Here is a 23,896-nt window from a genome sequence, read left to right on the forward strand (position 1 = left end):
GCCATGTCGGATAAAAGACTTGTTCCCTTTGATTTCTCTGGGGGGCTTACCGCTGATAGCTTGCGCAATTTCTTTACCTGGTGTGCGAGAAATGATGTTTCGGATATTCATTTGCAGGGTGGTAATCACATCATTGTGAGTCGATTTGGTCGTTTACTGAAAGTCAGTGAGTTTCGCGTCGAAGATGCCCAGCTAACCAAATGGATTGATGAGGTATTTACGCCAGAAGTAAAAGCGATGGTCAAGTCAGGCAAAGGGGTTGACCGACCTCTCCAGCTCGATGGGGATGCGAATCAACGTTATGGACTGAACCGAGGTGAGCGCCTGCGGTTTCGAGCCAATTTTATTCAAGCGACAATTGGCCGACAAGAACTGACGACGGCCGTTACACTCCGGATCCTCCCCACTGTCATCCCTGCCTTAGAAACGCTGGGTTTGGAAGATGAGTTAAAGCTCAATCTACTCCCGCACAAAGGCCTTATTCTGGTGTGCGGTGAGACGGGGTCAGGTAAATCAACCCTTCTGGCGTCAATCTATCAGTATTGTGGACGGTTATATCCTGATAGAAAAATTGTCACTTTCGAAGATCCAATAGAATACATTCTCGCGACACCCGATAACGTGTTACCGCCGACTCAATCCCAAATTCGTCGAGATGTTCCCAGCTTTGCGGAAGGATTACGTCTGGCGCTACGACAAGCGCCGGATTTGATTGGTGTGGGGGAAATACGTGATCTGGAAACGATCCTCGGTGCCATTGCCTGTGGTCAGTCAGGGCATTTATGTTTGTCTACCATGCACACCCATTCCCCAGGCGAAACGATCCCCCGCGCCGTTCTGATGTTCCCCCCGGAAATGCGTGAAGCGGCAGCCCGAGATATTCTCGGTGTTATTCAGGTCATTGTGGTGCAGCGACTGTTACGTACTACTGACGGTAAACGTCAGGCCATCAGGGAATACCTGGTCTTTAATGAAGAAATTCGTCATGAACTGGCCGGTTTGAATTACACCCTATGGGGTAACTGGATTGACAGTCATCTCCAGTCAAAGCAAGCCACCATCGTCGATGCTGCCTGGCACTTATATCAGGAAGGTCGTATTGATCGCGTAGAAATGCTCACCGTTGTCAGCCCTGGTCAGCTATTGACGTTAGAAACCCTGCCTGTCTGACCCCCATATTTACCTCACATAAGGAGAGCCTATGAAAGTCTCGCTCTGGCGGGATGCATCACGGCCATTGACCATTTACGGTATTCCGGCGTTGTTATTAACGATTTACTTCGCCTGGTTCCGTTGGCCGTCATTAATGACGCTGTATATCTGCACCGCCATCATCATCGTCTTCAAGATCCTCGCGTATTTTGGCTACACACTTACGGTTCTAACCCAGCGAGTTATCCATTTGATGCGCGGCAACCCCATTACGGGTCGCCCATGGTGGTATCGCAAGTTTTTTGAATGAAAACATTGTCTTGCTCAAACAGTTTATCTCTGTCTAATAATAAGCTGAGAAAAATTCAGACTGTTAGACAAGAGGAAACATGTTAAGAGTCGCGACTTTAAAAGACTTTAAATTCATCTATAAACTTTTTATTCAGGAGGCCCAGCATCGCCATTTTAATCACGATATATATTCATCCTTTCTGAAAAGATTTGGTTTTAAACGTGAACTGAAGAGAATCATCAAATATGGGAAACGAATCTATAATGATGAACGGGCCACTGCTCTGATATTCACCCGAGAAAATGAACCCGTTGGTTTCACGATCATCTCTGTCAATGCATCAGATGAATGCATTGAATTGTGGCTTGCTGCCATAGCTGAAAAGCACAGAGGGAAAGGCTCAGGGAAGGAAATGACAGGTCAGGTGCTTAAGTTATTGGGTAGTGAAGGCCTTAATATTTATGCTCGTTGTTATAACCGCTCTGAAGTCATGATTAATATACTAAAAAGCTACAATTTTAAAATTGACCCTCGATTCGCCCATCCTGAGATGAAACTGCTTCTGTTCACACCCCGTTGAATCATGATAAAGCCTCAAAGACAGAGCATGAGGCTTTTCCTTATACGGAATATATATGCCCTTGCAACTGAACGACGAAAATATCTGTTACATGGCCAGATACATCACCATTGTATTCAGAGACGAATCCATACGATTTCAACGGCACGCGCAAAAACTCAGCCATGCGGTTCTTTATTCACTGGCACATCAGCAAGAACATTATGGCGCAGATGCCTCAGCAGAAACCTGCTATCAGCGCACCCCATTCCATACCTTACTCACCACGTTGGAAGATAAAAAACTGTCTGTAGCAGCCCGGCAGGCGATCGAGACGTATCTGTTTACGCTGCCTGGGGCCAGTTTTCGTTATCAGCGATTTTGGTGGGAAGCTCGGGCAAGACGCAGTCATATTAATTTGACGCGGGCTGTCTGCCTACCATTGACCCATCTAATCGATAATTTCACCGATGTTTCGCAGGAACTGGCCATACGCAAACAGGTCAGCCAGTTGTCGTCCAATAGTCGGTTAACCACGCATTAATCCCCTTTCACTCATTCAGGCTTGCGCATCCAGAACGGCTGCCTGCTCAGGAGGTAATAATGAAAAATCGCACCTATCTCACCATCATGCCGAATAACAAGAAGGACGCGCTGCGTGCAGCGGGCCGGCTTCCGGATGGGGGCTATCCCCTTGAATACGACAGGTCACAAAAACTCTGGTTTGCGAAGGAAGAAGCGGACCTTGAGAAAGTTAAGCCCTGGCTGCCGGAAAACACGGTCACAGGACACACACACACCGTCGCGGAAAACATGACACCGGCGGAAGAATTTGCCGAGGTGTTAAAAGACGCCGGGTTTATTTTCCCAGCCAACGAGTTACCAGAAATGGACGGAAAGCGCCGCCGGGTACAAACCGAGGGTGATAAAGATGATAATAAATCCGGCGTGTATCAGGGTTACATGGACGGCCGTCCTGCTGGCTGGTACCAGAATCACCGCGCAAGCGAAGGAAAGGTGAACTGGACGTCCACCGGTAGTTATGAGTATGACCCAGCTGAGTCTATGAAGCAGCGGGCACTGGCGGCCCAGAAGCGTTGGGTTCGCGAGTTGAAAGCTCGGACAGACTATACGCGGATAGCGAAAACGTTGACTCGCCAATGGTCGAAAATGCCTCCTGCACCGGATACTCACGCTTACCTTTCACGTAAAGGTGTGTCGGCTGCTAGCGGTGTCAGACTGGATATCTATGACAATCTGGTCATTCCACTGCGCAATACCGCCGGCGAACTTCGCACGCTGCAGTATATCAAGCCTGACGGTACCAAAAACCTGAAGAAGGATGCCGAGAAGACCGGTAATTTTTTCGTCGTTGGCGGTGAACTCAGTCCACAACGTCCCATTCTCTATGCCGAAGGATATGCCACTGCGGCAAGCCTGCATCAGGCCACCGGCATTCCGGTTGTGATGACGGTCGATGCAGGCAACATGGTGACGGTGTCACGAAACCTTAAAGCACTTTATCCCGATACGGCCCACATCATCCTTGGCGAAGATGACTTTACGAAAACCGATAATAAAGGACTCAATAAAGCTCGGGAAGCCGCAGCAGCTATTGATGGCACTTATATCATCCCGCAATTTACTGAAAGCGAACGCACACAGGCATTCGCCGGCACCGGTTCATTCAGCGATTTCAACGATATTCATTCATCCCGGGGAATTGATGCCGTACGCGATCAGCTGTCTCCGGTCCTTGACCCTTTACTTCCTGACTGGCGTCAGACCTTCACAGAGGAACATCCCATGCCAGATACCCACCTCAGACAGGACGATCCTGTAGAGCAACGACCAGAACCCGCTGATATCGCAGAATATGCGGCTTATATGCAGCAGGAGTCTTTTTCACCATACCCGGAAAATGAAAATCACGTTATCGTGCAGAACAGTAGCGAACCGACAGAAGCTGTATCGGCACCTGCTGATGCAGAAATAGCACCGATTTACACTGAAAATGAACCAGAAATAGCGAGCTCACAGCCACTTGATGCAGAAACTCACGCAACAGATGCCACACAACATTTCGAGGATACAGGGGACGTTCTCGCTAAAACCGCCAGCCAGCCAGAGCTAACCGTTGTTCCGGCAGGATCAGCGGAGGCCATACCAGAAGCAGGCATGACGCAGACAGATATTTCGCCAACCCCATCGATACCACATGATGACAAATCTACAGCAGGCTTTAAAAAGGAATTTGAAGAGCTTACCTCAAATTTCAATGAGTTAATTAACAAATCTGATTCGCTGGATGTTGCCAGCCTGTATCAGGAAATTAATCTACTCAGCAAAGAAAGCATTGGACTTCGTAACTACTGGATGAGTTCAGATAGCTACACTACAAGTGCGGGTTTTGAAGAGCCAAGCATTGCTCTCGAAGAGTCACTGCGTGAAACTCTCAGTCAGAAAACTGATACCGAACACGCCAAACCTTCTACGCCAGATGATCCCCGCGCTGAGCCAGCCTCATTCGCCTCAATGCTTAATGTTAATGACACCCTGCCAGAAGACGAATCACATCAAGAAGAGATGGCCAGCAGTGAACAACCTCAATATAAATCAGTTGATAACAGCATTCATATAGACCCAGTAGACAGTGCTGAAGATGACCAACCTCGACGAGCAATACCGGTTGACCTCGATGCCTTGCTTCAAAATGTCACCCATGAGTACGAAGGCAATACTGTTGTCTATTTTCATGAAGGGGTACGGGCTTTTGTCGATCATGGCAATCACATCACCATGGCGACTCCCGAAGCCAGCCAGAATGTTACGTTGGTCTTGGCCGCCCTCCTCGTCGCCAGACAACATTATCATGGCAAAATTGAGCTCACCGGCAGCGACGAGTTTAAACAACGCGCCATAAATTTGATTGCCGAACACAATCTTGAACTGGTGCTTAAAAATCCAATACAACAATTGATGTTGGATGAAGCGCGTAAATTACTGGCACAACAGCGTAATGATACGCCCGTATCAACGCCATCTGTTGACGGGATTGTTTTGACACCAGCTAATCAGACAAAACCTTCAGCGTCAGCGGTACCTGGCACTCAGGCACCGACAGTGCACGCTACCGGCACACCTCAATCTCAACAGCGACCTCAGCAAGACGCGGCTCAACCTGAAACGACAGGGTTAACCGGTAAATTGCTGGCGCATGGCGAGGCACCTTACGATTTTGATGATACCAACAGCATGAGTTACCACGTAAAAATGCGGACTGCTGACGGTGAAAAAGTCATTTGGGGCAAGGAACTTAACGGGGCATTAGCCGACAGTGGCATGAATATCGGCGATATCATTTCGTTACGTTGTCTTGGCCAACAGCCTGTTACCGTAAACTCCCCGGTGAAGGACGAGACGGGAAAGATACTTCGTTGGGAGAAAATTGACGCCATGCGCAACCAGTGGGAAGTGAAGTCTGCCATTGATAATCGCCTTCTGGTACCCGACCGTCAGCAAGCATTTCCTCCGGCGTCATTATTGGCCTATGACATGGCGTCATTCCAACAGGTTCAACAAACTGTTATCGCAGCCAGTGGAATAACATTACCCCCACTCACTAACCATTCAGCCCTGCTCTGGTTACAACCCGACGGCCGTGGTGCGGCCCAGCATGGCAATCCACAGACAGCAAAACTGCCGATAGCCAGCCAAGACAGTGGAACGCCTGTCATGACAGGGCATCTGCCTGATGGCCAGTTGTCCTTACAGTTGGTAAAAGCGCACGGAGACTACCTGCAAGGTATTGTTTTGCATAAAGGAGAGTATCAGCATGTTCTTGGCCAGCTTTGTACACGGGAAAATGGCTCACGCTATTTGACACTCAATATTGTTGAACCCGATGGCTTAAGGCCAATCGGTCATGGTAATGCAGTCAACCAGGTTCGCGGGGCTGTAGTCGCGTATGACACCTTTGTTTTTCGCCTGAGCGGTGACAACGAAAAAGTGGTCGCCAAGCTGGATAGCCCCGAAAAAATGGAGGCGGTATTGCATAAAAAACTGGGTTTTACGAAACAGTTTACCCCAGTAGCGCCAGTATCTGACGCCATCGTAAAAGCAGAAAATAAACCGCTAGCCAGACCCGACAATGCCCCTCGACCGGGAATGTAAAGGTACTCATGAAAAAATCGTGCAATTTACTGCTCTGTGCTCTGTTGCTGACAGCCACTATGTCCAGTCAAGCCGCAACTTGTCGCGCTTACAGCGCCGCTCAAGTGGGCAGTCAGTCGGGATATGACCGAGCAAAGAAAGCCGCTGATGCCTGGTCAGAACGAGAGGATCAGGCAACTGATGCACTCCAGCAATGTCTCGGGGATATCAGTACGTCAATAACCATGCCGACGTTCCCTAATTTGGCCGATATTTTGAATGGGATAAAAGACAAGATTTGTGCCGCTGCCCGCGACAAAATTTCTGACTATATCCCCAGCAATATTGACCCTTGGGGGGATTTGAGTGTGTCAGACTACTCTATCCCCACAACCTCCGTTCCGGTTTCACGCAGCGCCGTCCCGACGACCAATAGCAGTTCGCCCTTCAATCTCAACTAACTACGGCCGCACGTTCTTAGCCGGAAGTCTCCTGTCCGAGGTCATTGATAATGAAAAAACGTCCCGGCCCTGCCGGTGCGGGCAACAGTGTGCCTGCACCTTATCAAGCCGCATTCCTGTTACATCAACAAAATCAACTGGGTGCCAGTGTTGCCCGTAGCGCCCTGAAACTGAATATCATGTTAAGTGCTGCTCTATTGATCTCACTAATCGTTATCCTCGGGCTGAGCTGGAAGGTGGCACATCCTCCGGTTAAATACTTCGCCACGGTAAATGGAAGGGTTGTGGAAATTTTCCCGACAGACCAACCCGCGTATAGCCAGGATGAAGTCACTGAATTTGGTGCGGCAACCATCCGCAAAGCATTCACACTCGATTTTGTCCATTACAAGCAACAAATGAACGCCGTCTCTGACCGATTCTCAAGAGAAGGGTATATCAGCTACTACAACGCATTAACCGCGTCCAACGTACTGAGCTCAATAACCGGTAAGAAAATGAACCTGTCGCCCTCGGTTGAACCCGGCGTCGTAAGGACCAAAGGGCTACTCGATAATGGGGTCTATGCCTGGGAAATTCAGTACCCCGTGTCCCTGAGGCTGGAGGGGCAAACCAACTCACTTCCGGCACAGCGATTCATCTTCTCAGTATTTATCCAACGTGCTGACGTCACGGATAAACCTGACGGTTTAGAGGTCACTCAACTGGTGACGTTAGAACCTCAATAATGGGATATAAACCATGAAAACTCTCCACATTTGCTTACTCGCCTGCTTGTCTGCAGGTCAGTCCTTTGCCGCTGATAATCCTGGGGGCTGGCAACCTGCCACCTCAGCACATAAGCCAACTGCACCAACCGCCATCGCGCCCGCCATTACCGCGCCAGAGCCCATAGAGGAACACACTGAACATCAAGAACCACAGGCAAAATCACCGTTGCCTGCACCCTCAGCGGCGCTCAGTTATGCACAAGATCAGGCGACACCTCTCACGGGTGAGGAAATAAAACAGCTCAGCCGATCAGCTGATAATGCCAGTCGTGGCCGAGCTTATCAGCCCACAGTGGCAGTCCCGCGCATCAGTTCACTAACCGTAAATCTGTCTCCCGGATCCAGTATTCCTATTCTGCGAACCGCCATGAATCAGAGCAGCAGTGTCACTTTCTCCGACAGTACCGGTGCCCCCTGGAAATTGGGTGCGCCACCTTACAATTCTAACAGTGCCGGTTTTCAAGTGGAGTACATCGCCGGGAGCGCCATCATGACTGTGCAGGCAATGCGCCGATATGACACCGGCAATGTCACTGTTTACTTGGAAGGTTTGTCGGTGCCGGTCGTGGTGAATCTGGCCAGTGGTGAACCCGATGACAAATCAACATCACAGATTATGGACAGTCGTCTGGACCTGCGCATTCCAATGCGGGGACCTGATGCTAAAGCCATGGCACAACCTGAGACAAAAATTGGTCTCTACAACACCGTATTACAGTCATTTTTAGACGGCATTCCCCCTAAAGACGCTAAGCGACTGAAAACTAACGGCAATGTGGCAGAAACCACCGTCTGGCAATTGGGTGATGACCTTTATATCCGTTCCCGGAGTGAGATCCGTGATGAGTTTGAGGAGACTCAATCCTCTATTGATGGCACTTATCTCTGGAAACTCCCCTTAACACCCTATGTCAGCTTCTCTGTCATGGGCCGCACTGAGTCTTTGACCATCCATTTGGAGTAAACAATGATCATTGAAAAAGAGGCTGCCAGTGATACGCGTAAATCTGTTGCGATCATCGGTATCGGCGTTATCACCGCGTTATGTGTGATTTATCTGGGTTACAGCTGGTTAAACTCCCCTCCCGTAGCCCGGTCTGTTTATGACATAAATAAAGTAGCAACCAATGCGGGGCGCACAATAACAGAAAGCCCGGAATATCGGGAATTACTGGAGAAATACAACACAGAAAAAGCAGCAAAAGCCCGTCAGGAGGGGAAGAGTTTTGTTGCTCAAATCCGTCAAGGCTCTGAAGGGGCTGGGACCAAAACACTGACCACCCCGCAATCGGTCATACTGAATCAAACGCCACCGGCAACGACGGCTGGCGCGGCACAAGCACAGCAACAAGCTCCCCCCTTCAGTGAGAACCGCAAGAAAGCCATCGACGCACTGCTAAAGGAGTTGAACTCACACTGGTCCCCAGTGGGGTTTCAACTGGCATCAGCGACAGGAGGCAATGGGGGGGCTGCTGGTCAGGAGCAAACGGGGGCATTTTCACAGTGGACCTCAAGCCTGTCATCACCCACACCCTCCCGGCAATCCTTCGATGACAGTAATATGCCTGATATCCAGCTGATACCGCCTTATACCCGAACGCCGGGAGTAATTGAAACAGCTGTCGACTCCGATAACCCGGGATCACAAGTTATCGCCCGCATCCCAGCCGGGCCATATGCAGGCGCAATGTTGCATGCCAGTAGCGTTCAGTTGGCGGGAGACGGCGTGAATATTCACTTCACCCGGATGGCCTGGGGTGGCGAAACCTACACGGTCGACGCCTATGCGTTGAGCGATGAAACACTTCAATCCTCGGTCGCCAGTAACGTCAATAATCGCTATTTTTCACGCATTATTTTACCCGCGCTGGCGATGGGGATTGGCCGCACGGGTCAGCTTTATGAGCAGGCTAATTCACAAAACATCATTACCCCTCAAGGGGGGGTTATTCAAACCAGCACCGGTACTCCCAATGGTTCAGCGGTTGCCGGTACGATTGTAGGCGGGATCGGAAGTCAGGCAGGCCAGGTAATGGCCAGTGATGCCGCCCGTTTACCGGTAAAACAAGCCACTGTTGAGCCCAATCAGGTTATTGCTATCCAGTTTATTGGCGGAGTTTATCAGAGTGATAATATTCGCAGCAAAAGTGGCCAACAAAAAATTCAGCAACAAACCCAGGCACAACCACACCAACTCACATCCCAGCCGCCCCCAGTAACAGCGCAGCCAACAACCTTGAATAGAACACCGAGCCCGTACACCCCGCGCTATGACAATCGTTAATCAGAAGGACCCACACAATGAAGCAGGAAAAACCGGATATCTTTGATCTCAATGCCCCCGAGATACATCCCGATAATGGGGAAAACGATGACACGCTTTACAATGATGCCCCCGATTCAGACGACGAGGCAGCTTCCGTGGTGTTGGAGGAAACGCCCCCTAAGCGCTGGTTTGGTCTGGGAAAAGTAGAATGCATCGGATTGGCCATTTTCATTCTATTAGGGGGAATTTACATTGTCTGGCCTCAAAGTCAGGACACTGGAGCCGCGCCTCAGTTTGTAGAAAGAAAATCGTTACCGGAGCCGGTGAACCAAACGGAGTGGTCATCAGCCTACCAGAGCAATACCTCACCCGACATGCCTGTTCGCAGCAGTTCTGTATTTTCTGACCCATTGACCAGCTTTAAAAAAGACATGGCAGCGGTTCTTGAATCCCGTCGTGTTTATGCTGAAGAGAACCGCGAGGCCATACAGGCAATCTCCGACCGACTGGATGCGTCAGATAAGCAGGTTAAAGTCTTGGAGCAACAACTCGGCGATATGGCTATTCGACTGGAAAGTGTTCGTTCCCAGCCTGCCACACAGGCAAAAGCCAGCGTAACATCCACTCCCACAGTAACCAAAAGTGTGGCACGGAGCACACCCCGGGTCAGCACATCGGGCTACAGCATCAATACCTTATGGCAAGGGATGGCGTGGGTTTCTCATCAAGGCAGTACCTATGCCGTTCGTGAGGGCGATACTCTGGGTAACGTGCTGATCAAAAGGATTGATTCGGATAAGCGCCAGATTGAGACCTCTGCCGGCATTATCCGCTGAGAGGGGCAGTATGAATAATGACCTGATACAGATGTTGGTCAATCTGGCCAATAATCTCACGCAATCCGGCATCAAGTTCATCATGGCGTTAGCCCTGATCATGGGGATAGTCAGCGCTATCTTGTACCTGGTTCGTGTTACTCGCCCCAAAAACCACATGACCGGCTCGGATACCAGTCTGGGCAAGATTGTGGCATTCCTTATTTTGTGCGGTGGGCTCATTGCACTCAAACAGATGATGAACGCGACCGCACACCAACTGGGATTCGGTGATGTCACTTTTGATGCGATTACCTATGCATCCACCGCAAAATACGGGGCAGCAGCTGAGGCGATCAACGCCGTATTAACGCTGTTACAAGTCGTGGGGGTAATTTACTTCTATCAAGGGGTACAGCGGATCAAACGTTCGCTGATAGATGGCCATACAGGGCTAAGTGCAGGTGAAGATGTTTCTACTGGCGTCGTCAAAGCATTGATAGGGATCTTACTTCTCTGTAATCCCTACTTCCTTTCTGCACTTCAGAATACCGTTAAAATCGCCTGGTAATACGGGGTTAACACAACTCGCCTCTTAACACGCAGTTCATTCTGACCACTTTCCCCGTGCGTAACATCAGGATTTAACAAAAATCCTACGCATCGCCGTTATTTTTTTTCATGTTTATTTTTCTTAAATCAGGAGTTTTTATGCACGTTCTTAACCACATTTCATTGTTTATCTGTACTCGCCTCTGTCTGGCCGCTGAGCGCACAGGCCGCAAAATGGTTCAGGGTTTGATGTTTATTGTGACGTTATGTACCGCCCAGGCAGCGACCGCTGATGATGATATTGCGGGCATGATCAATAGCATGACTGACGGTATCTATAGCGTTAAGCCCGGACTGATGAAGGCGGCTCAGGTGGCCGGTATAGGGTGTGTACTCGTCGGGATTGCTTTATGGGGTTCCGTGCACATTTCCCCGATCTACGCCACATAGGGCGTAAAAAAATATATTTATCATATAGTTAACAGTATAAAAGCACTCTATGAATCAATGCTTCTCCCGTCCGTCCAACGATTTGAAGAATGTGAATATAAGTGAAATAGCTAACTGTCTGAAATATCAAAACATTTCAGACACAGAAAACTATGCCTAAAATAGCGTCTTTTAAATCGTTAAACGGAATTTAATGTACATCAGTGTCTTATAATCGATTTTTTATACATTTTTTGCGGTTTTTCCCTCACTTATCCGCGGGCAGTGAAAAAAAAACCATTAACTACCTGATTTTAATTATATATTTCCTCTTTCGTGGCGCTTGTCGGGGAAATGTGCGCAATACCCCTTTATGGGCCCGTAAAAAGAATGACCCGCATGTCAAAGGCTCTCACATTGCCATTTCAATTGGCATTGGTTGCATCCTTATCGCTCTGGACCAGTTCATTAAGCGTGGCCAAAGCCAGGCCGGTCTCCAGCCGGTCAGTGTCGGCTGATGATAAATGCCCCGTACAAATCAGTGCGGGGTTTTAGATGATTAATCTGGAGTCCTAACCATGCGTTTTTTAGCGATAGCCTGGCTTTCTATAACCCAGGCTTTTGTTTGTTTAGTCATCATCCCTGCAGGGATTGTGGCCACCTTTCTTATCATGGGAATTTTGCATTCTGGCGGTCTGACACCCTTGACGGAAAATCTTATGCTCAGTCAATCTGAAGTGTTTAAAGATGCCCCTCCCGGCTATGTCATGACCCTAAATCGCCAAACAATGCCAGCGCCAGAAGGACCGCCAAAAGTTACCTTTACCCCTGAAGAATGTACCGAACAGGCCACCCCAATATCGACGGTAGCACAATCGATATCGAAGGCCTTTGTGTTGTTTTACACCCTGATCGTGATGGCTGTATTGATAGCTAAAATCCTGTACTGGCTAATCCGAAAGAAACCGCCAGTCAGTGTGAGAACCACCATCTGTTTATCCAATAAACCTATCAGCACTGACACCCCGCCTCAATAAGCTCACCGCTCATTGTTACAACGTCACCTAAACCAACAATTGTCTGGGAGACTTATGCTCGTTTTTTCTATTTTGCAGCAAACCTGGGGACAGGAGCCGATTAAAAAAATCTCGTCCTCACTGCGCAGGCAGGCACAAGAAAACAGTCACCACCACTGTGAATTCTGCGGTTATACCTCAAAAAATAACCGTTTGTTCTTTGTCGATAACAATCCACTCAATCACAGCACCAACAATCTGAGTGTTGTCGACCCCCTTTGTGAAGCCTGGCAGAACATCGGGGGGCTGGATGCAGATGCCGGGCATGTCGTTTATTTACCTGAGTTGCGGCCAGAAGATGTAAACCATCTTCAGCGAGCCGCTGTTCATGCACTGCAATCGGGTGACGCTGTCTATCAGGAAGAGGCAAAAGCCGTCATCAACTGGCTGGGAACCCATAAAAAAGAAGTCGAACGTTTTTGGGGAACATCCCATCCCGGTGAGTTTGGAGAAGCCTTGTTGCAGGTAGATAAGGATCAACGCCCCGAGTTACAAGCTCGCTGGCGTCATCTGGCCCTCATACTTAATCCCAAAAAACTCACAGGCAAGGGCATCTTTGCTGGCAGTAAACCTGAATCAGACACCGCCAGTTGGACCGTTTTGTACCAAAAGCATCTGGCAAAGGACAAATAATATGATCGTTGAAAAAATCCTGAATGCGGTTGAATCGGCCATTGCCAACACGTCTCGCTACACGCTAGGCCGTGACTTTACGGCCTATTGCGACCTGCGGACCACCCTCGGTTTAACGGATGAAGATCGGGCTCTACGACCCGAACTGCAAGCCCCATATATTTTTGTCACTCACCCCGGTGATTACGCCAGCGTGTATGAAATTCAGGGCGCATTTTGTGAGTTTGACGAACAGAATGCCCTCACGGAAACAGAAAAAAAAGAGAACACCTATTCTTTCAATCACTACATATCACGCCTTCATACCTCACTTGCCAGTGAGTTCAAAACATTGGGCCATAAACTCAGTTTTGTCTTTGAGCGAGATCCAGGTAAAGCACGCGAAGAGTTAAACCGCCTGTTTGCACCACAATTCCGGGCTATACGTCGGTTGGGTATCGATATTGACGACATCATCCAAGAGAAAATCGACAAACTGACGCCCTACGCCGCTCGCGAACGGGCCTTCCTGGTTGTCTATACCGGATTGATTTCTCTCCCGGGAGCCGAATTAAAGAGCGACCAAAAGCGACTGAACAAACAGCTTGAAGGGGCTCCCGTTGCACGTTATGGCCAGAATCCAGAGTTGTATCGACTCGAAGGCCTGAAAATGAGACACGATGCCCTGGTCAGTAAGATACAAAGTGACTTTTCTACTGATGGTCAGGGCGTGTTGTTACGCCTGATGGACGCACATGAAGTCGGGTTCAGTATCCGGGAAGAAGTTGACCGTAATGGCACGGCATCTGACTGGCGTCCATTTTTACCCGGTGATGTGCTGTTCCCCCATGGGAGCCCAAAAGGGGACGACTTCTCCGGCCTGCTAGCTCCCCACCTGAATTATCAATTGTTTTCTCAGGAAACGAACACTCAGGGCAATCTGGTTGAAATCGATGGCATGTGGCACACCAGTTTAGCGGTCACTCTTGGGCCACAAAAGCCGGAGACGTTTACCCAACTGTTTAATAAAGTGAACCGTAAAGTCCCCTTCAGAGTACGTTTTGACCTGATGCCTGGCGGGCAAGAGATCTTGGGGAAAAAACGGACCGCGCTCGGTTTTTTGGCCGTTATTTCCTCTCTTCGCCCTATCTATGAGTCCGTAGAATGGCTGGCCAAAAACAATGAGAATGACCCGACCTGTGTGATGACCATTTCCGCCAGTACCTGGGCAGAAACCGAATCCGATGTGAAGCGCAACATCACCATGTTGCAGAAAGCCTTTCAGTCATGGGGAGTGTGCGAGGTCACACGGACGTTTGGTGATCCTTTACGGGCTTGGGTAAATTCAATTGTAGGTGCGGCTACTGCAGGAGGGGCCAACTTGCTGTTCCCTCCGTTGTCCGCTGCACTGGCAATGCTACCGCTGCAACGTCCTGCCACCCCCTGGACTAACGACGCCAATGTCGTTTGGTTGACATTGGACGGTAAATTATTTCCCGTCCGACTGGGGAGTTCATTGCAAGAGAAACACACTGAAATCGCAGCCGGTGAACCGGGTTCCGGTAAGTCTGTATTAATCAACGTACTAAACGAAGTGGTCATCACTAACGGTCAAACACACCTGCCATTCCTCAGTGTGATAGATAAAGGTTACGGCGCACAAGGGCTGATACGGATGATCCGTGAATGCCTTCCACCAGAACGCCAGGATGAAGCAGTCGGTATCGTATTGCAAAATGATGCCCATTATTGCCGTAATCCGTTCGATATCCAACTGGGTGCTCGTTATCCTTTGATACCTGAGCGTGCCTGGTTAATAAACATTCTCTATGCGCTGTGTATTGACCCCAGCAAGGGAAATCCGCCCAATCCCAAGGATACTCGTCAGATCCTCGGGCGGGTTATCGATGAAGCCTACCGGAATAATGCCGAAAAGAGCCCTATTCGATATGCCCCATCTTGGGTACCAAGCGTAGATACTGCACTCGTCAGCAGCGGATTACGCTCACTACACTCAAACCATGAATGGGAAGAATTTTCCTGGTATGAAGTACGCGACATGCTGTTTGAAAAGGGGTTTATTGCTGAGGCGATGAAAGCACAATACCAGGCCGTTCCCGAACTCTCAGACCTGCAAATTTGGCTCAATCATGACGATGTGCGCAGTGCTTTCGGGAAGGTTAATCGCGATGGTTCACAAGAACCGTTGCTGGAGTACATATCCCGCTGCTTAACCCAAGCGGGGACAGAGTACCGCATGCTATCAGGCCGCACTCAGTTTGCTTTAAACCCGAATACCCGGGTCGTGGCCATTGACCTCAACAACGTGATGGGGGATGACTCCGATGAGGGCCATCTGCGAACCGGTATTATGTACTTGTTTGCCGGTCAGGTGGCATCGGGAGATTACATTCTGCCGCAATACGCTGATGAACTGATCAGTAAAATTAACCCGCACTACAAAGATTTCCATTTGGCGAGGATTGAGCAACTGGACCAGGAGCTCAAAACCAAAGGTTATGACGAGCTGCACAATGCTCAGAAAGTACCTTTCATTTTCAGTGCACTGGAAACACAGGACCGTGAACAACGTAAGTTTGCAATTCGTACCGTTTTGTCATCGCAATACTTGTCTGATTTCCCCGAAAACTTATTGAAATCCGCAAACTCACTTTACCTAATGCGTATTCGCCCGGAAGACGCAAAGATCCTAACAGAGCATTTTCAGGTCCCTCCAGCCACCATCCGGCGTTTTATGAACAGCAGTAAAGGCGCTGCAGCGGATGGCAGTGGTACCAGCTTTCTGGCGGTATTTAAAACCAAAGTGGGCCGTATTGCCCAAATCCTCAAAAACACCGTCGGTCCCCGCGAACTCTGGGCGCTTAACTCAACGCCTAAAGACAGCGCACTTCGTAACCTGATGTATGAACAGCTCGATGGCCGTACTGCTCGCGAAATCCTGGCAGAAAACTTTCCTACCGGCAGTGCTGAAAAACTCATTGAGCTGAGGCAAAAGCAGGCTGGGGAAAACGACCACGCCAATATCATTCGCCGACTGGCTGACGAACTTATTGCCTCACGCGGCTTTCGTTTGTAAGGAACCCCATGAAAAAAACACTGATCGCCACAGCATTCTCGCTGTGTAGCACCGGTGCGGCTTATGCCATGCCAGTCGAAATTACCAGTAGCATCCCCGTAGAAACAGTCATTGGACCACAACTGATGGCCATCAATACCACCCTGGCGGATATCGCGGCCACTCAGTTTCAAATCGGGACCGCCATCAATACTAACAGTGACAAACTGGCGGCAATGATTGAGGAAACCGCAAAAACTCAGCGTGATTATGAGACGTTTGCCCGTAAAACCGAGCGACTGGAGACCGCTCGGCGTAGCTATTCCGTTCCTGACAGTATTTGCAGTGACTCAGCCTCAGGGATGGCAACGCAAGTGACCGCCGGCTCCCGCTCGATGGAAGGGCAATTAGCCGGGGGAAGTGGGATAGCAAACAAGGCTATTCAAACAGCGGTCAGCGCCCCGGCCGTTCCGCTTGAACAAGAGCAGTTCCGGTCAGCGTCTATCCACGCCAACTACTGTAGCGCCTCAGATTTTGCAGCTTACGGGGGGACAGCATTGTGTCAACAGGTCTCTGATTTACCGGGGGGGGATACTGATATCCGGTCAATTCTCTACGGTGCCGGTAAACCCGATAAGGCACCCGACATGACATTCACTCAAGAACAAACGGATGCCGCCATGATGTACATGAAAAATACCTCACAGCGTTCTGCAGGCCAACAGCTCAGCAAAGGTGAGGTTAAGACCGCCTCTGGCCAACAATATATCGGCATCATGAACCAACATCAGGGGATCCAGTCCGCTGCTGCGCAACCGCAGTTGGCCATGATTGCGGCCAGCCAGCCCAATCCTCAGACCAAAGAAGTATTGAAAGAAGCCTTATTGACACCATCAGCCGCTGCCTATTTCGACCAGAACGCCTCTCCTGAAGCTCGGAGGACCCACTCCATGTCTGAGCGGGAGTTTGAGTCCTTTGAAGTTGGACGTCGGTACGCCAATACCGACTACCTGACGGACCTGCAAGACATGGAGGACGATAACCTGATGCGTGAATCCATCAAGGTTCAGAACCTGCAAAACTGGTTATTACTGGGGATTAAACAACAGCTTCAGGAAGGCAATATCCTTTCTGGCCAACAATTGGGTATCGCTGGCGCACAGGAATTCCGCCCGCTATTACAACAGAAATTACAGCAGGTTAGCGCAGGGGTAAGCCGTAATGGATAAAGAAACACCTGTCACACCAAAACAACGCGCAATGAAACGTACCTACCAGGCCGCCAATCTTCTTCTCCCTCTCGATGAAAGCAAAAAGTTAGCCCAAAAGACCGGCTGGCTGACTGGCGCACTGAATATAGCTATCCCGATAGCCGAAACGCTAAAAATCGCCCAGATTACCGCTCGCCCCTGGATATCGATGGCTGACCGAATACGGCATATTCATCAGGGAAAGAAGGATCAGGAAGCCGCTCTACCGTCACTGAACTGGGAAGAAGCCGTCAAGGCTAGCGGTCAAACGCCAGCTCAATTGGACAAGCGATTTTTAACGCAAAAAAGGATATGGCGTTTTGTTTTGTTTGCTCCGGTGATGTTGGTGCTGGCCCTGATGGCCCTATTGCTGATTAACATCTCCCAACTTCCTCTCATCATTTGGCTCAAAGTCAGTGTTTTTTTTATGGCGTTGCTGTCGGTTTCTGCGAGAGGATTTACACAGGTATTAATATGCGAGTACCGACGCTGGCAACTGCGTGAACAACGAGTATCTAATGCCGAGGGTGGTGAGTTTCGCTGTTTTCTGACTGAGACTGCCTGGATAAAAGCAACGCTAGATATGAAAGTTATAACGCGTATATTCAGCCTCATTGTACTCGGACTTTATTCTCTTTCGGGGAGTGCTGCTGATGGCGTGGATTTTGATTCCATTTCCAGTGCAGCAAAGCGCAGTGGTGACTTATCCCGTCAGGCACTTGTGATGATTTTTGGCGATGTGGTCAATAACCCTCTCAGCCCCACCAATACCAGCATGATTGGTGAACTCTTTTTTGTGCTCAACAGCATTATCGCCACAATCGCTATGTTCTGGTTCCTATCTGTCACTCTTCGCCAAACAGTTCGCGCGGGCAATCAGGGACAGGTATTTTCCTCCGGGCGCACCATGATGTTCCCGGTCACCACACTGGCCGGTTTTATTACGCTGGTACCGACGCCTTCGGGTTGGTCTATTTCACAATTGGTCGTGTTATGGGCAGCATCGATAATGGGCGTGGGGTCCGCCAATATGCTAACAGACAGGGCGGCGGATATGCTACAAGGCGGGAAGTCACTGGTTATGCAGCCGATTGCCCCTCAGACGCTTAGCGCCTCGCGAGCAATATTTGAAATGAATCTGTGTATGTATGGCATCAATGATGAACTTCATACCATGTACAGCGAAAGTGGCGACGCCGGCACAAAGCTGATGAGTATAAATTCGCTGAATGATGGGTACGAAATTAGTAACGGCAGTGCGCAATGTGGTTCAGCTCGCCTGCCTGTGACACAAAAAAGTAGCAGTTGGATCCCCCTTTTTGATGTGCCGGTAAACGTAGAACCCCTTATCGCCGCACAGAAGAATGCATTAAATCAGATGCAAAATCGGCTCTCACAATCCGCCTACAATTTTGTCAGTGAGTTTAGGCAGAAGCAACGAAGTGGGGAAGGAAATATTGCTGATGTAGAAAGCGAAGTCCAGGAAGCCGCTCGCCAATACGAGGAAACCGTTAGCCAGGCAGCGCAGGCGATGGACAATGAATCATCACTACAGGACCTGGTAGCACAGCAACTAAAGCAATACGGTTGGTTAGCGCTGGGAAGTTGGTATCAAACCTTTGCCACCGCAAACAGTAAAACCAATGCCGTGGTAACAATGAGCCCAACGGTCTCCGGCATATCCGGGTTGGGTGAAATAGGTGCGGGTTCACTCTATAACCAGTTGGCTATGGCCTACAGGGCCCAATTACAAAATAATACCTACTCAGCGCCATTGGGTACCCAAAAGAGTAAAGATACTCAACTTGTCAGTAATGCGACGGACTCATCAGCAGTACTAGTTAGTATGACTAACTCCTGGGGGCAAGACCTTATTAATAAAATTGCCAATATAAATTTCGGTTCAAATAATGATTCAAGTGATCAAGTTAATCCATTATTGAAAATGAAAGCTATAGGTGATTACACATTAGTAGGTGCTCAAACAGTATTCACCGTATACACTGGTGCAAAAGCATTACTCTATTGGTCTAAGGGTAATAATGTTGGAGCAATTGGGGCTAAAGTTGTTAATGGTCTTTCAGGTGCTGGTGATATTGCTGAAGGTATTTTAGATGCAATAAGTCCTGTAGTTTATTTTTTGTTATTCATTCTTTTCAGTATTGGTTTTAGCCTCTCTATTTATCTGCCTTTCATTCCCTTTATCTATTGGATAAGTGCCGCAACCAACTGGGTTGTTGGGGTCATTGTGGGTGCAATGTCGGGTTCTTTATGGTCTGCCACCCATCTGGGTAGTGAGGAAGATAAAGGCAGTCGTTCCGCATATGGCTATATATTCCTGATTGATGTAATGCTACGACCGATGTTAATGGTATTCGGGTTCTTCTTCGCCAGCCTGGTTATTGTCGCCATCGGTACCTTGCTTAATTTGCTATTGGCATCAGCCATTGCCAATGTTCAAGCCGACTCGATAACCGGTTTGGTCAGTATTGTCGGCATTCTAATGATTTATGCCCGTATTTGTACAACCTTGGTATCCAGAGCCTTTAGTTTGCAAGTCACCATGCCCGATTACGTTATATCCTGGTTGGGTGGTCGTGAAGGGGCCAGCATGTTGAATGGTATGGCAGACTCCGTCAAAAATATGTTTGCCGGGTTTGGCAGTGGTTCAGGCAGAACACCTAATGCCAAGAAAATAGTCGCTTCAGCAGGCGAGGGAAATAACGATAATGGTGTTAAATAATCAGTTTAATTGTTTAATTTACCTACAAACACCAGCGACTTTCAGCTATAATAGAAAGATCAATTTGGAGGGTTAATTATGGCAAGACACACTACAAAAAAAGAAACAATATTGGGCGTTAGTATTATGTTTTATATAATTGCTGGCATACCAATATTTCTTTTTATCGCTTCTTTTTCCACTTGGATGGCTAGTGATATATACTCACCTAATAGAAATAGAGATTTATTATATGCAGCCTTATCTTGGTCAGCATTAATTATCCCTATTGGCTGGTATATCATTCGATACTTCAACAAACGCCGCCGACTGACCTCTATCCTCTCAACCATTAAAAGTGATGAGAGCTATGACCCAACGCCAGAGAATGAAATCCGTGAGATTCATTCCAGTGCTTATTTCGGCATCGATACTAAACGAGGAACAATGCTTTACGTTCGGTTATTGAATAATAAAGAAGTCGACATTCTGGGGTTTAATATCAGCAACTGGCGACAATGTGAGTTACGGGCCAATAATCAGTTACGACTTTATATTAACTCGACAGAAATGCCTTTCATTGATATTCAGAATAGTAAAGCCTGGTTACTGTACGAGAAAATCTGTGTCATGAGAAACCAGCAATACAACTATCCTTATAATTTCCCAGGCTATGTGAAACACAACACCGAGCGACTGGCGAATGAAATGGGGTTTAAAATGTTAGCCTGCTGATTTTCTTCTGGCGTGATCTTGCTGTAATCCTTCCAATGTAACTCCCCCTAACCCGGCGTCTTCCAGACCCCGGGTTTTTCATTATTCATTTCTGACAGAGGTTCTGCGTGGATAAACGCCATAATGTCACGCCTGAAAATGACTGGTTTTTATTATTAAGTGCCTTTATTGGCGTAGCAGTCGTTTTCTGGATTTTCCTTGAAAATATCGTTTACTGGAGTTGTACCCTTTTATATTACCTGTGGATGTTTTGTGACTACCCCCGTATTCACACTTTTGTTGCCGAACGTATTAACCTGCTGGCCGCAACTGCAAACAGCGCAGATAACATCACATTAATGCAGTGGATCGATGTGATGAACAGGACTGCGGGGATACTGTTGCTGTTCCTGGTACCGCTGGCCATTATGGGTATTTACGCCACCGTGACTCACCCGGTAAACAAAACTCGCCGGGAAATAAATATCCATACGCTCCCCTGGATAATGGCCCGATTTTCCCCCGCCATTATTCCGGCATTGTGCTATGGCGATAAAAAGTCACAGTTGCTCAATGTTGACCCAGCGGAACATCGTAGTGCACTGGACCCCTCAGAGTTTGCTCAGCGTCATAAATTAGTTATCGACCGGCGTCTTGACCATGACTTGACCACCAAGGTATTCACTCGTCAGTTAGGTCTCCGAATATCGAATCTGAAAATGGAGGATTTGAACTCTTATGAACGGGCGTTATTTGCCGTTTTTGGTCTGCAATTCTTTCTTAACGACCGCAAAACAGCAGAAAAACTACTCGACACACTGAACCGTTCTTGCCTCATCAAAAGTCGGCGAGACAAAGGTAAAATTGGTTACCCCGTATTATCTGCCGCCAGCACCGCATTCAAAAAAATATCGTCCAATCAGGCCGCCCAAACATGGCTCAAACAACATTGCTATGCCCGAACGGCTATCGCAGCCCTCCATGCCAATGATCTGCACCTTCCTAACGCCCGCTTTCGGTGGTTAAAAGGCCTCGACCGTAGCCTGTGGTATGCCTTGTGCTCCTCCGACCGACCTAAACCGTTTGTTGAAGGTGCCGGCATCGTCACGATGGCGCAATGGGAACGTGAGGCTGCAGTGCATAACGAACGTATACCCAAGCCGGTTGTGACCTATGCCGTGGAAGGACTGGAGCTCGACTTGATGACTGTCGGTGCAATCATTGATGACCGGGTACCCATTGAAGAAGATGATTTTACCTTTGACGATGACCCTGATGATGAAGGGAATAGCGAAGAGATTGAATGGACGCCACCGCACCCCAGTCCCAGAGGTGAAGTGCCTAAATCTCCCCCCAATAACGCACAACCAGAACCCACCCGCGCACCTTTTTCACTTAAACGACCTAAATCAAAATTCTGACAGAGATCCCTATAATGAAAATCAAACAATACTTTGCCCGCATTACCGGTTCACTTCTGATTGTCCAGTCTGACAATCAGAATGGCCCTGCCCTTTTCACTCTTGATATTCGCGTAAGAAGCCAGTTTTACATCAAAGATGACAGTCTTTTTGTTCGCCAATCGTTCACTAATGACACCCTTATGTTCAAGAATACGGGGGAGGAGTTAGAGGTTCATTACCTTTTGAATACATTGAATAACACGTTGGAAAAACACTATAGAAAACGTAAAACCATCAAGACGCTTATTTCTCTTGCCGTTGTCGCCGCACTGGCCATTACTGTCACATATGGATCTCCGCACTTTTTTGGCTCCCCAATTGCACCAAAAACCGCTGAAACACAGCCCATTAAGGTAGAAGCAACACCAACGGTACAGAATGCACCGGCTAAAAGTGAAATCAGTAAATCACGGCCCCCAGTGGCATCACTGGTCCAACAGAAAACGACACAAGACGCATTAGATACCTTAGCTAAAAACTTACGTAATGCGACAGAACGGCAGATATTTACCGTTTCTCTGACCTCTGGCCATCCCCGCACTCTGTACGTTTTTTCCGATCCATTATGTCCACACTGCCGGGAAATTGAACCGGCTCTCGAAGCGATTGGTCAACGCTACAACATTGTCATTTTCCCTGTGACCCTGTTAGGCAAACAAAAAACAGCGGCCCAAGTGATCCCCGTGCTATGTGCGGCACCAGAGTTTCGCAGCAAGCATTGGAAAAATCTGTTTGATGATGCTGCCGGGATGCTAGAGATCACGGGTAAAGCGCCCGTATTAACCCGATGTGACATTGGCGAAAAAGCATTGGCGGTCAACGATAATGCTTTCAGCAGTTATGGGTTCCGGGGAACACCGCAGCTTGTTGCCGATGATGGTCGTCCTGTGCCCTTTAGCGCGTTGCAAAATGATGACACGCTGGACTCCTTCATGAATGCCGGAAAATAAGCGAGATAACCCATGGATAAACGTCAATCTTCAGTTGATGCACGCCGAGTTAATCGCCCAGTCCTCGATGCCAACTTTGCTGACTCAATTCTCTCCCCTATCGGTATACAAATCACATTATTAATGGCGTTGATTGCGGCTTGTTTTTGGCAAGCAACATTGTTGGTCACATTACCGGGTACGGCGATATTGCTTATCATATTCGGTGACCGGCCTTTTAGGATGCCGCTTCGCATGCCAACGGATGTGGGTGGAATTGATATCACCACCGAGCGGGAGGGGTTTAAAGGCTATAAAGGGATTGGGGGGGTATTTCGGTTTGTTACCCGAACTCGCCATTATGGGAAGGCAGAGGGGATCCTTTGTCTGGGTTATGCCAGGGGCAAGCAATTAGCCCATGAACTTTGGTTAAACCTGGATGATGCCCTTCGTCATATTCAACTGATGGCCACGACCGGGAGTGGTAAAACAGAGGGTATTTTAGCCATCTGCCTCAACGCATTATGCTGGGGAAGAGGCTTTTGTCTCTCTGATGGTAAAGCAGAAAACAATCTGGCCTTTGCTATCTGGTCTCTTGCCCGACGT

General features: G+C 48.6%; 21 protein-coding genes and 1 pseudogene. All 22 read left to right on the forward strand.

The features are described from left to right. Positions 1-3: 3 nt before the first annotated feature. Entirely contained in the window at positions 4-1,170 is a 1,167-nt protein-coding gene (traJ, locus tag AEP37_RS17580) for a plasmid transfer ATPase TraJ (protein ID WP_012606431.1), read from the forward strand. Between the two features lie 31 nt (positions 1,171-1,201). Further along, entirely contained in the window at positions 1,202-1,462 is a 261-nt protein-coding gene (gene icmT, locus AEP37_RS17585) for an IcmT/TraK family protein (RefSeq protein ID WP_012606432.1), read from the forward strand. 79 nt (positions 1,463-1,541) lie between these two features. Continuing rightward, a complete protein-coding gene (locus AEP37_RS17590; protein WP_012606433.1) occupies positions 1,542-2,024 on the forward strand; it encodes a GNAT family N-acetyltransferase in 483 nt (160 codons plus the stop codon). A 55-nt stretch (positions 2,025-2,079) separates the two neighbouring features. Continuing rightward, positions 2,080-2,547 (forward strand): hypothetical protein, encoded by a 468-nt coding sequence (locus AEP37_RS17595; protein ID WP_049614574.1) that lies wholly within the window; start codon positions 2,080-2,082, stop codon positions 2,545-2,547. Positions 2,548-2,606: 59 nt separating this feature from the next. Continuing rightward, positions 2,607-6,176, forward strand: coding sequence for an LPD7 domain-containing protein (locus AEP37_RS17600; protein ID WP_049614575.1), 3,570 nt, complete (start codon positions 2,607-2,609; stop codon positions 6,174-6,176). 8 nt (positions 6,177-6,184) lie between these two features. Then, positions 6,185-6,616, forward strand: coding sequence for a hypothetical protein (locus AEP37_RS17605; protein WP_012606341.1), 432 nt, complete (start codon positions 6,185-6,187; stop codon positions 6,614-6,616). Positions 6,617-6,666: 50 nt separating this feature from the next. Beyond that, positions 6,667-7,344: a DotI/IcmL/TraM family protein gene (locus tag AEP37_RS17610; protein WP_049614576.1), complete on the forward strand. Its 678-nt coding sequence runs from the start codon at positions 6,667-6,669 to the stop codon at positions 7,342-7,344. 13 nt (positions 7,345-7,357) lie between these two features. Then, entirely contained in the window at positions 7,358-8,350 is a 993-nt protein-coding gene (locus AEP37_RS17615) for a DotH/IcmK family type IV secretion protein (RefSeq protein WP_012606343.1), read from the forward strand. Positions 8,351-8,353: 3 nt separating this feature from the next. Beyond that, entirely contained in the window at positions 8,354-9,670 is a 1,317-nt protein-coding gene (gene traO, locus AEP37_RS17620; protein WP_012606344.1) for a conjugal transfer protein TraO, read from the forward strand. A gap of 17 nt (positions 9,671-9,687) precedes the next feature. Beyond that, positions 9,688-10,488, forward strand: coding sequence for a conjugal transfer protein TraP (traP, locus tag AEP37_RS17625; RefSeq protein ID WP_012606345.1), 801 nt, complete (start codon positions 9,688-9,690; stop codon positions 10,486-10,488). Positions 10,489-10,498: 10 nt separating this feature from the next. Then, positions 10,499-11,038, forward strand: coding sequence for a conjugal transfer protein TraQ (gene traQ / locus AEP37_RS17630; RefSeq protein ID WP_012606346.1), 540 nt, complete (start codon positions 10,499-10,501; stop codon positions 11,036-11,038). Positions 11,039-11,178: 140 nt separating this feature from the next. Then, a complete protein-coding gene (locus AEP37_RS17635; RefSeq protein WP_049614577.1) occupies positions 11,179-11,469 on the forward strand; it encodes a DUF6750 family protein in 291 nt (96 codons plus the stop codon). Between the two features lie 335 nt (positions 11,470-11,804). After that, entirely contained in the window at positions 11,805-11,966 is a 162-nt protein-coding gene (locus tag AEP37_RS27755; RefSeq protein WP_209435167.1) for a DUF6750 family protein, read from the forward strand. Between the two features lie 60 nt (positions 11,967-12,026). Then, on the forward strand, positions 12,027-12,485 hold the full coding sequence (locus tag AEP37_RS17645; RefSeq protein ID WP_012606348.1) for a hypothetical protein: 459 nt from the start codon (positions 12,027-12,029) through the stop codon (positions 12,483-12,485). Between the two features lie 54 nt (positions 12,486-12,539). After that, the gene (locus tag AEP37_RS17650) at positions 12,540-13,157 is read left to right on the forward strand and encodes a hypothetical protein (protein ID WP_012606349.1); all 618 of its coding nucleotides are present in this window, start codon (positions 12,540-12,542) and stop codon (positions 13,155-13,157) included. Between the two features lies 1 nt (position 13,158). After that, the gene (locus AEP37_RS17655) at positions 13,159-16,233 is read left to right on the forward strand and encodes a TraU protein (RefSeq protein ID WP_012606350.1); all 3,075 of its coding nucleotides are present in this window, start codon (positions 13,159-13,161) and stop codon (positions 16,231-16,233) included. An 8-nt stretch (positions 16,234-16,241) separates the two neighbouring features. Further along, on the forward strand, positions 16,242-17,441 hold the full coding sequence (gene traW, locus AEP37_RS17660; protein ID WP_012606351.1) for a conjugal transfer protein TraW: 1,200 nt from the start codon (positions 16,242-16,244) through the stop codon (positions 17,439-17,441). Then, entirely contained in the window at positions 17,434-20,205 is a 2,772-nt protein-coding gene (traX, locus tag AEP37_RS17665) for a conjugal transfer protein TraX (protein ID WP_156168653.1), read from the forward strand. Before traW ends, traX begins: the two co-directional genes overlap by 8 nt. A gap of 78 nt (positions 20,206-20,283) precedes the next feature. Beyond that, positions 20,284-20,919 (forward strand): plasmid IncI1-type surface exclusion protein ExcA, encoded by a 636-nt coding sequence (gene excA / locus AEP37_RS17670; protein WP_012606353.1) that lies wholly within the window; start codon positions 20,284-20,286, stop codon positions 20,917-20,919. Positions 20,920-21,026: 107 nt separating this feature from the next. Then, positions 21,027-22,319 carry a secretion/conjugation apparatus DotM-related subunit gene (locus AEP37_RS17675; protein ID WP_012606354.1) on the forward strand — a complete coding sequence of 431 codons (1,293 nt, stop codon included), beginning with the start codon at positions 21,027-21,029 and terminating at the stop codon, positions 22,317-22,319. A gap of 14 nt (positions 22,320-22,333) precedes the next feature. Next, on the forward strand, positions 22,334-23,311 hold the full coding sequence (locus AEP37_RS17680) for a thioredoxin domain-containing protein (RefSeq protein ID WP_012606355.1): 978 nt from the start codon (positions 22,334-22,336) through the stop codon (positions 23,309-23,311). 12 nt (positions 23,312-23,323) lie between these two features. Next, a pseudogene (locus AEP37_RS17685) lies at positions 23,324-23,896 on the forward strand (F-type conjugative transfer protein TrbC); the annotation flags it as partial.

Source organism: Yersinia pekkanenii, from assembly GCF_001152565.1.
Taxonomy (GTDB): Bacteria; Pseudomonadota; Gammaproteobacteria; order Enterobacterales; family Enterobacteriaceae; genus Yersinia; species Yersinia pekkanenii.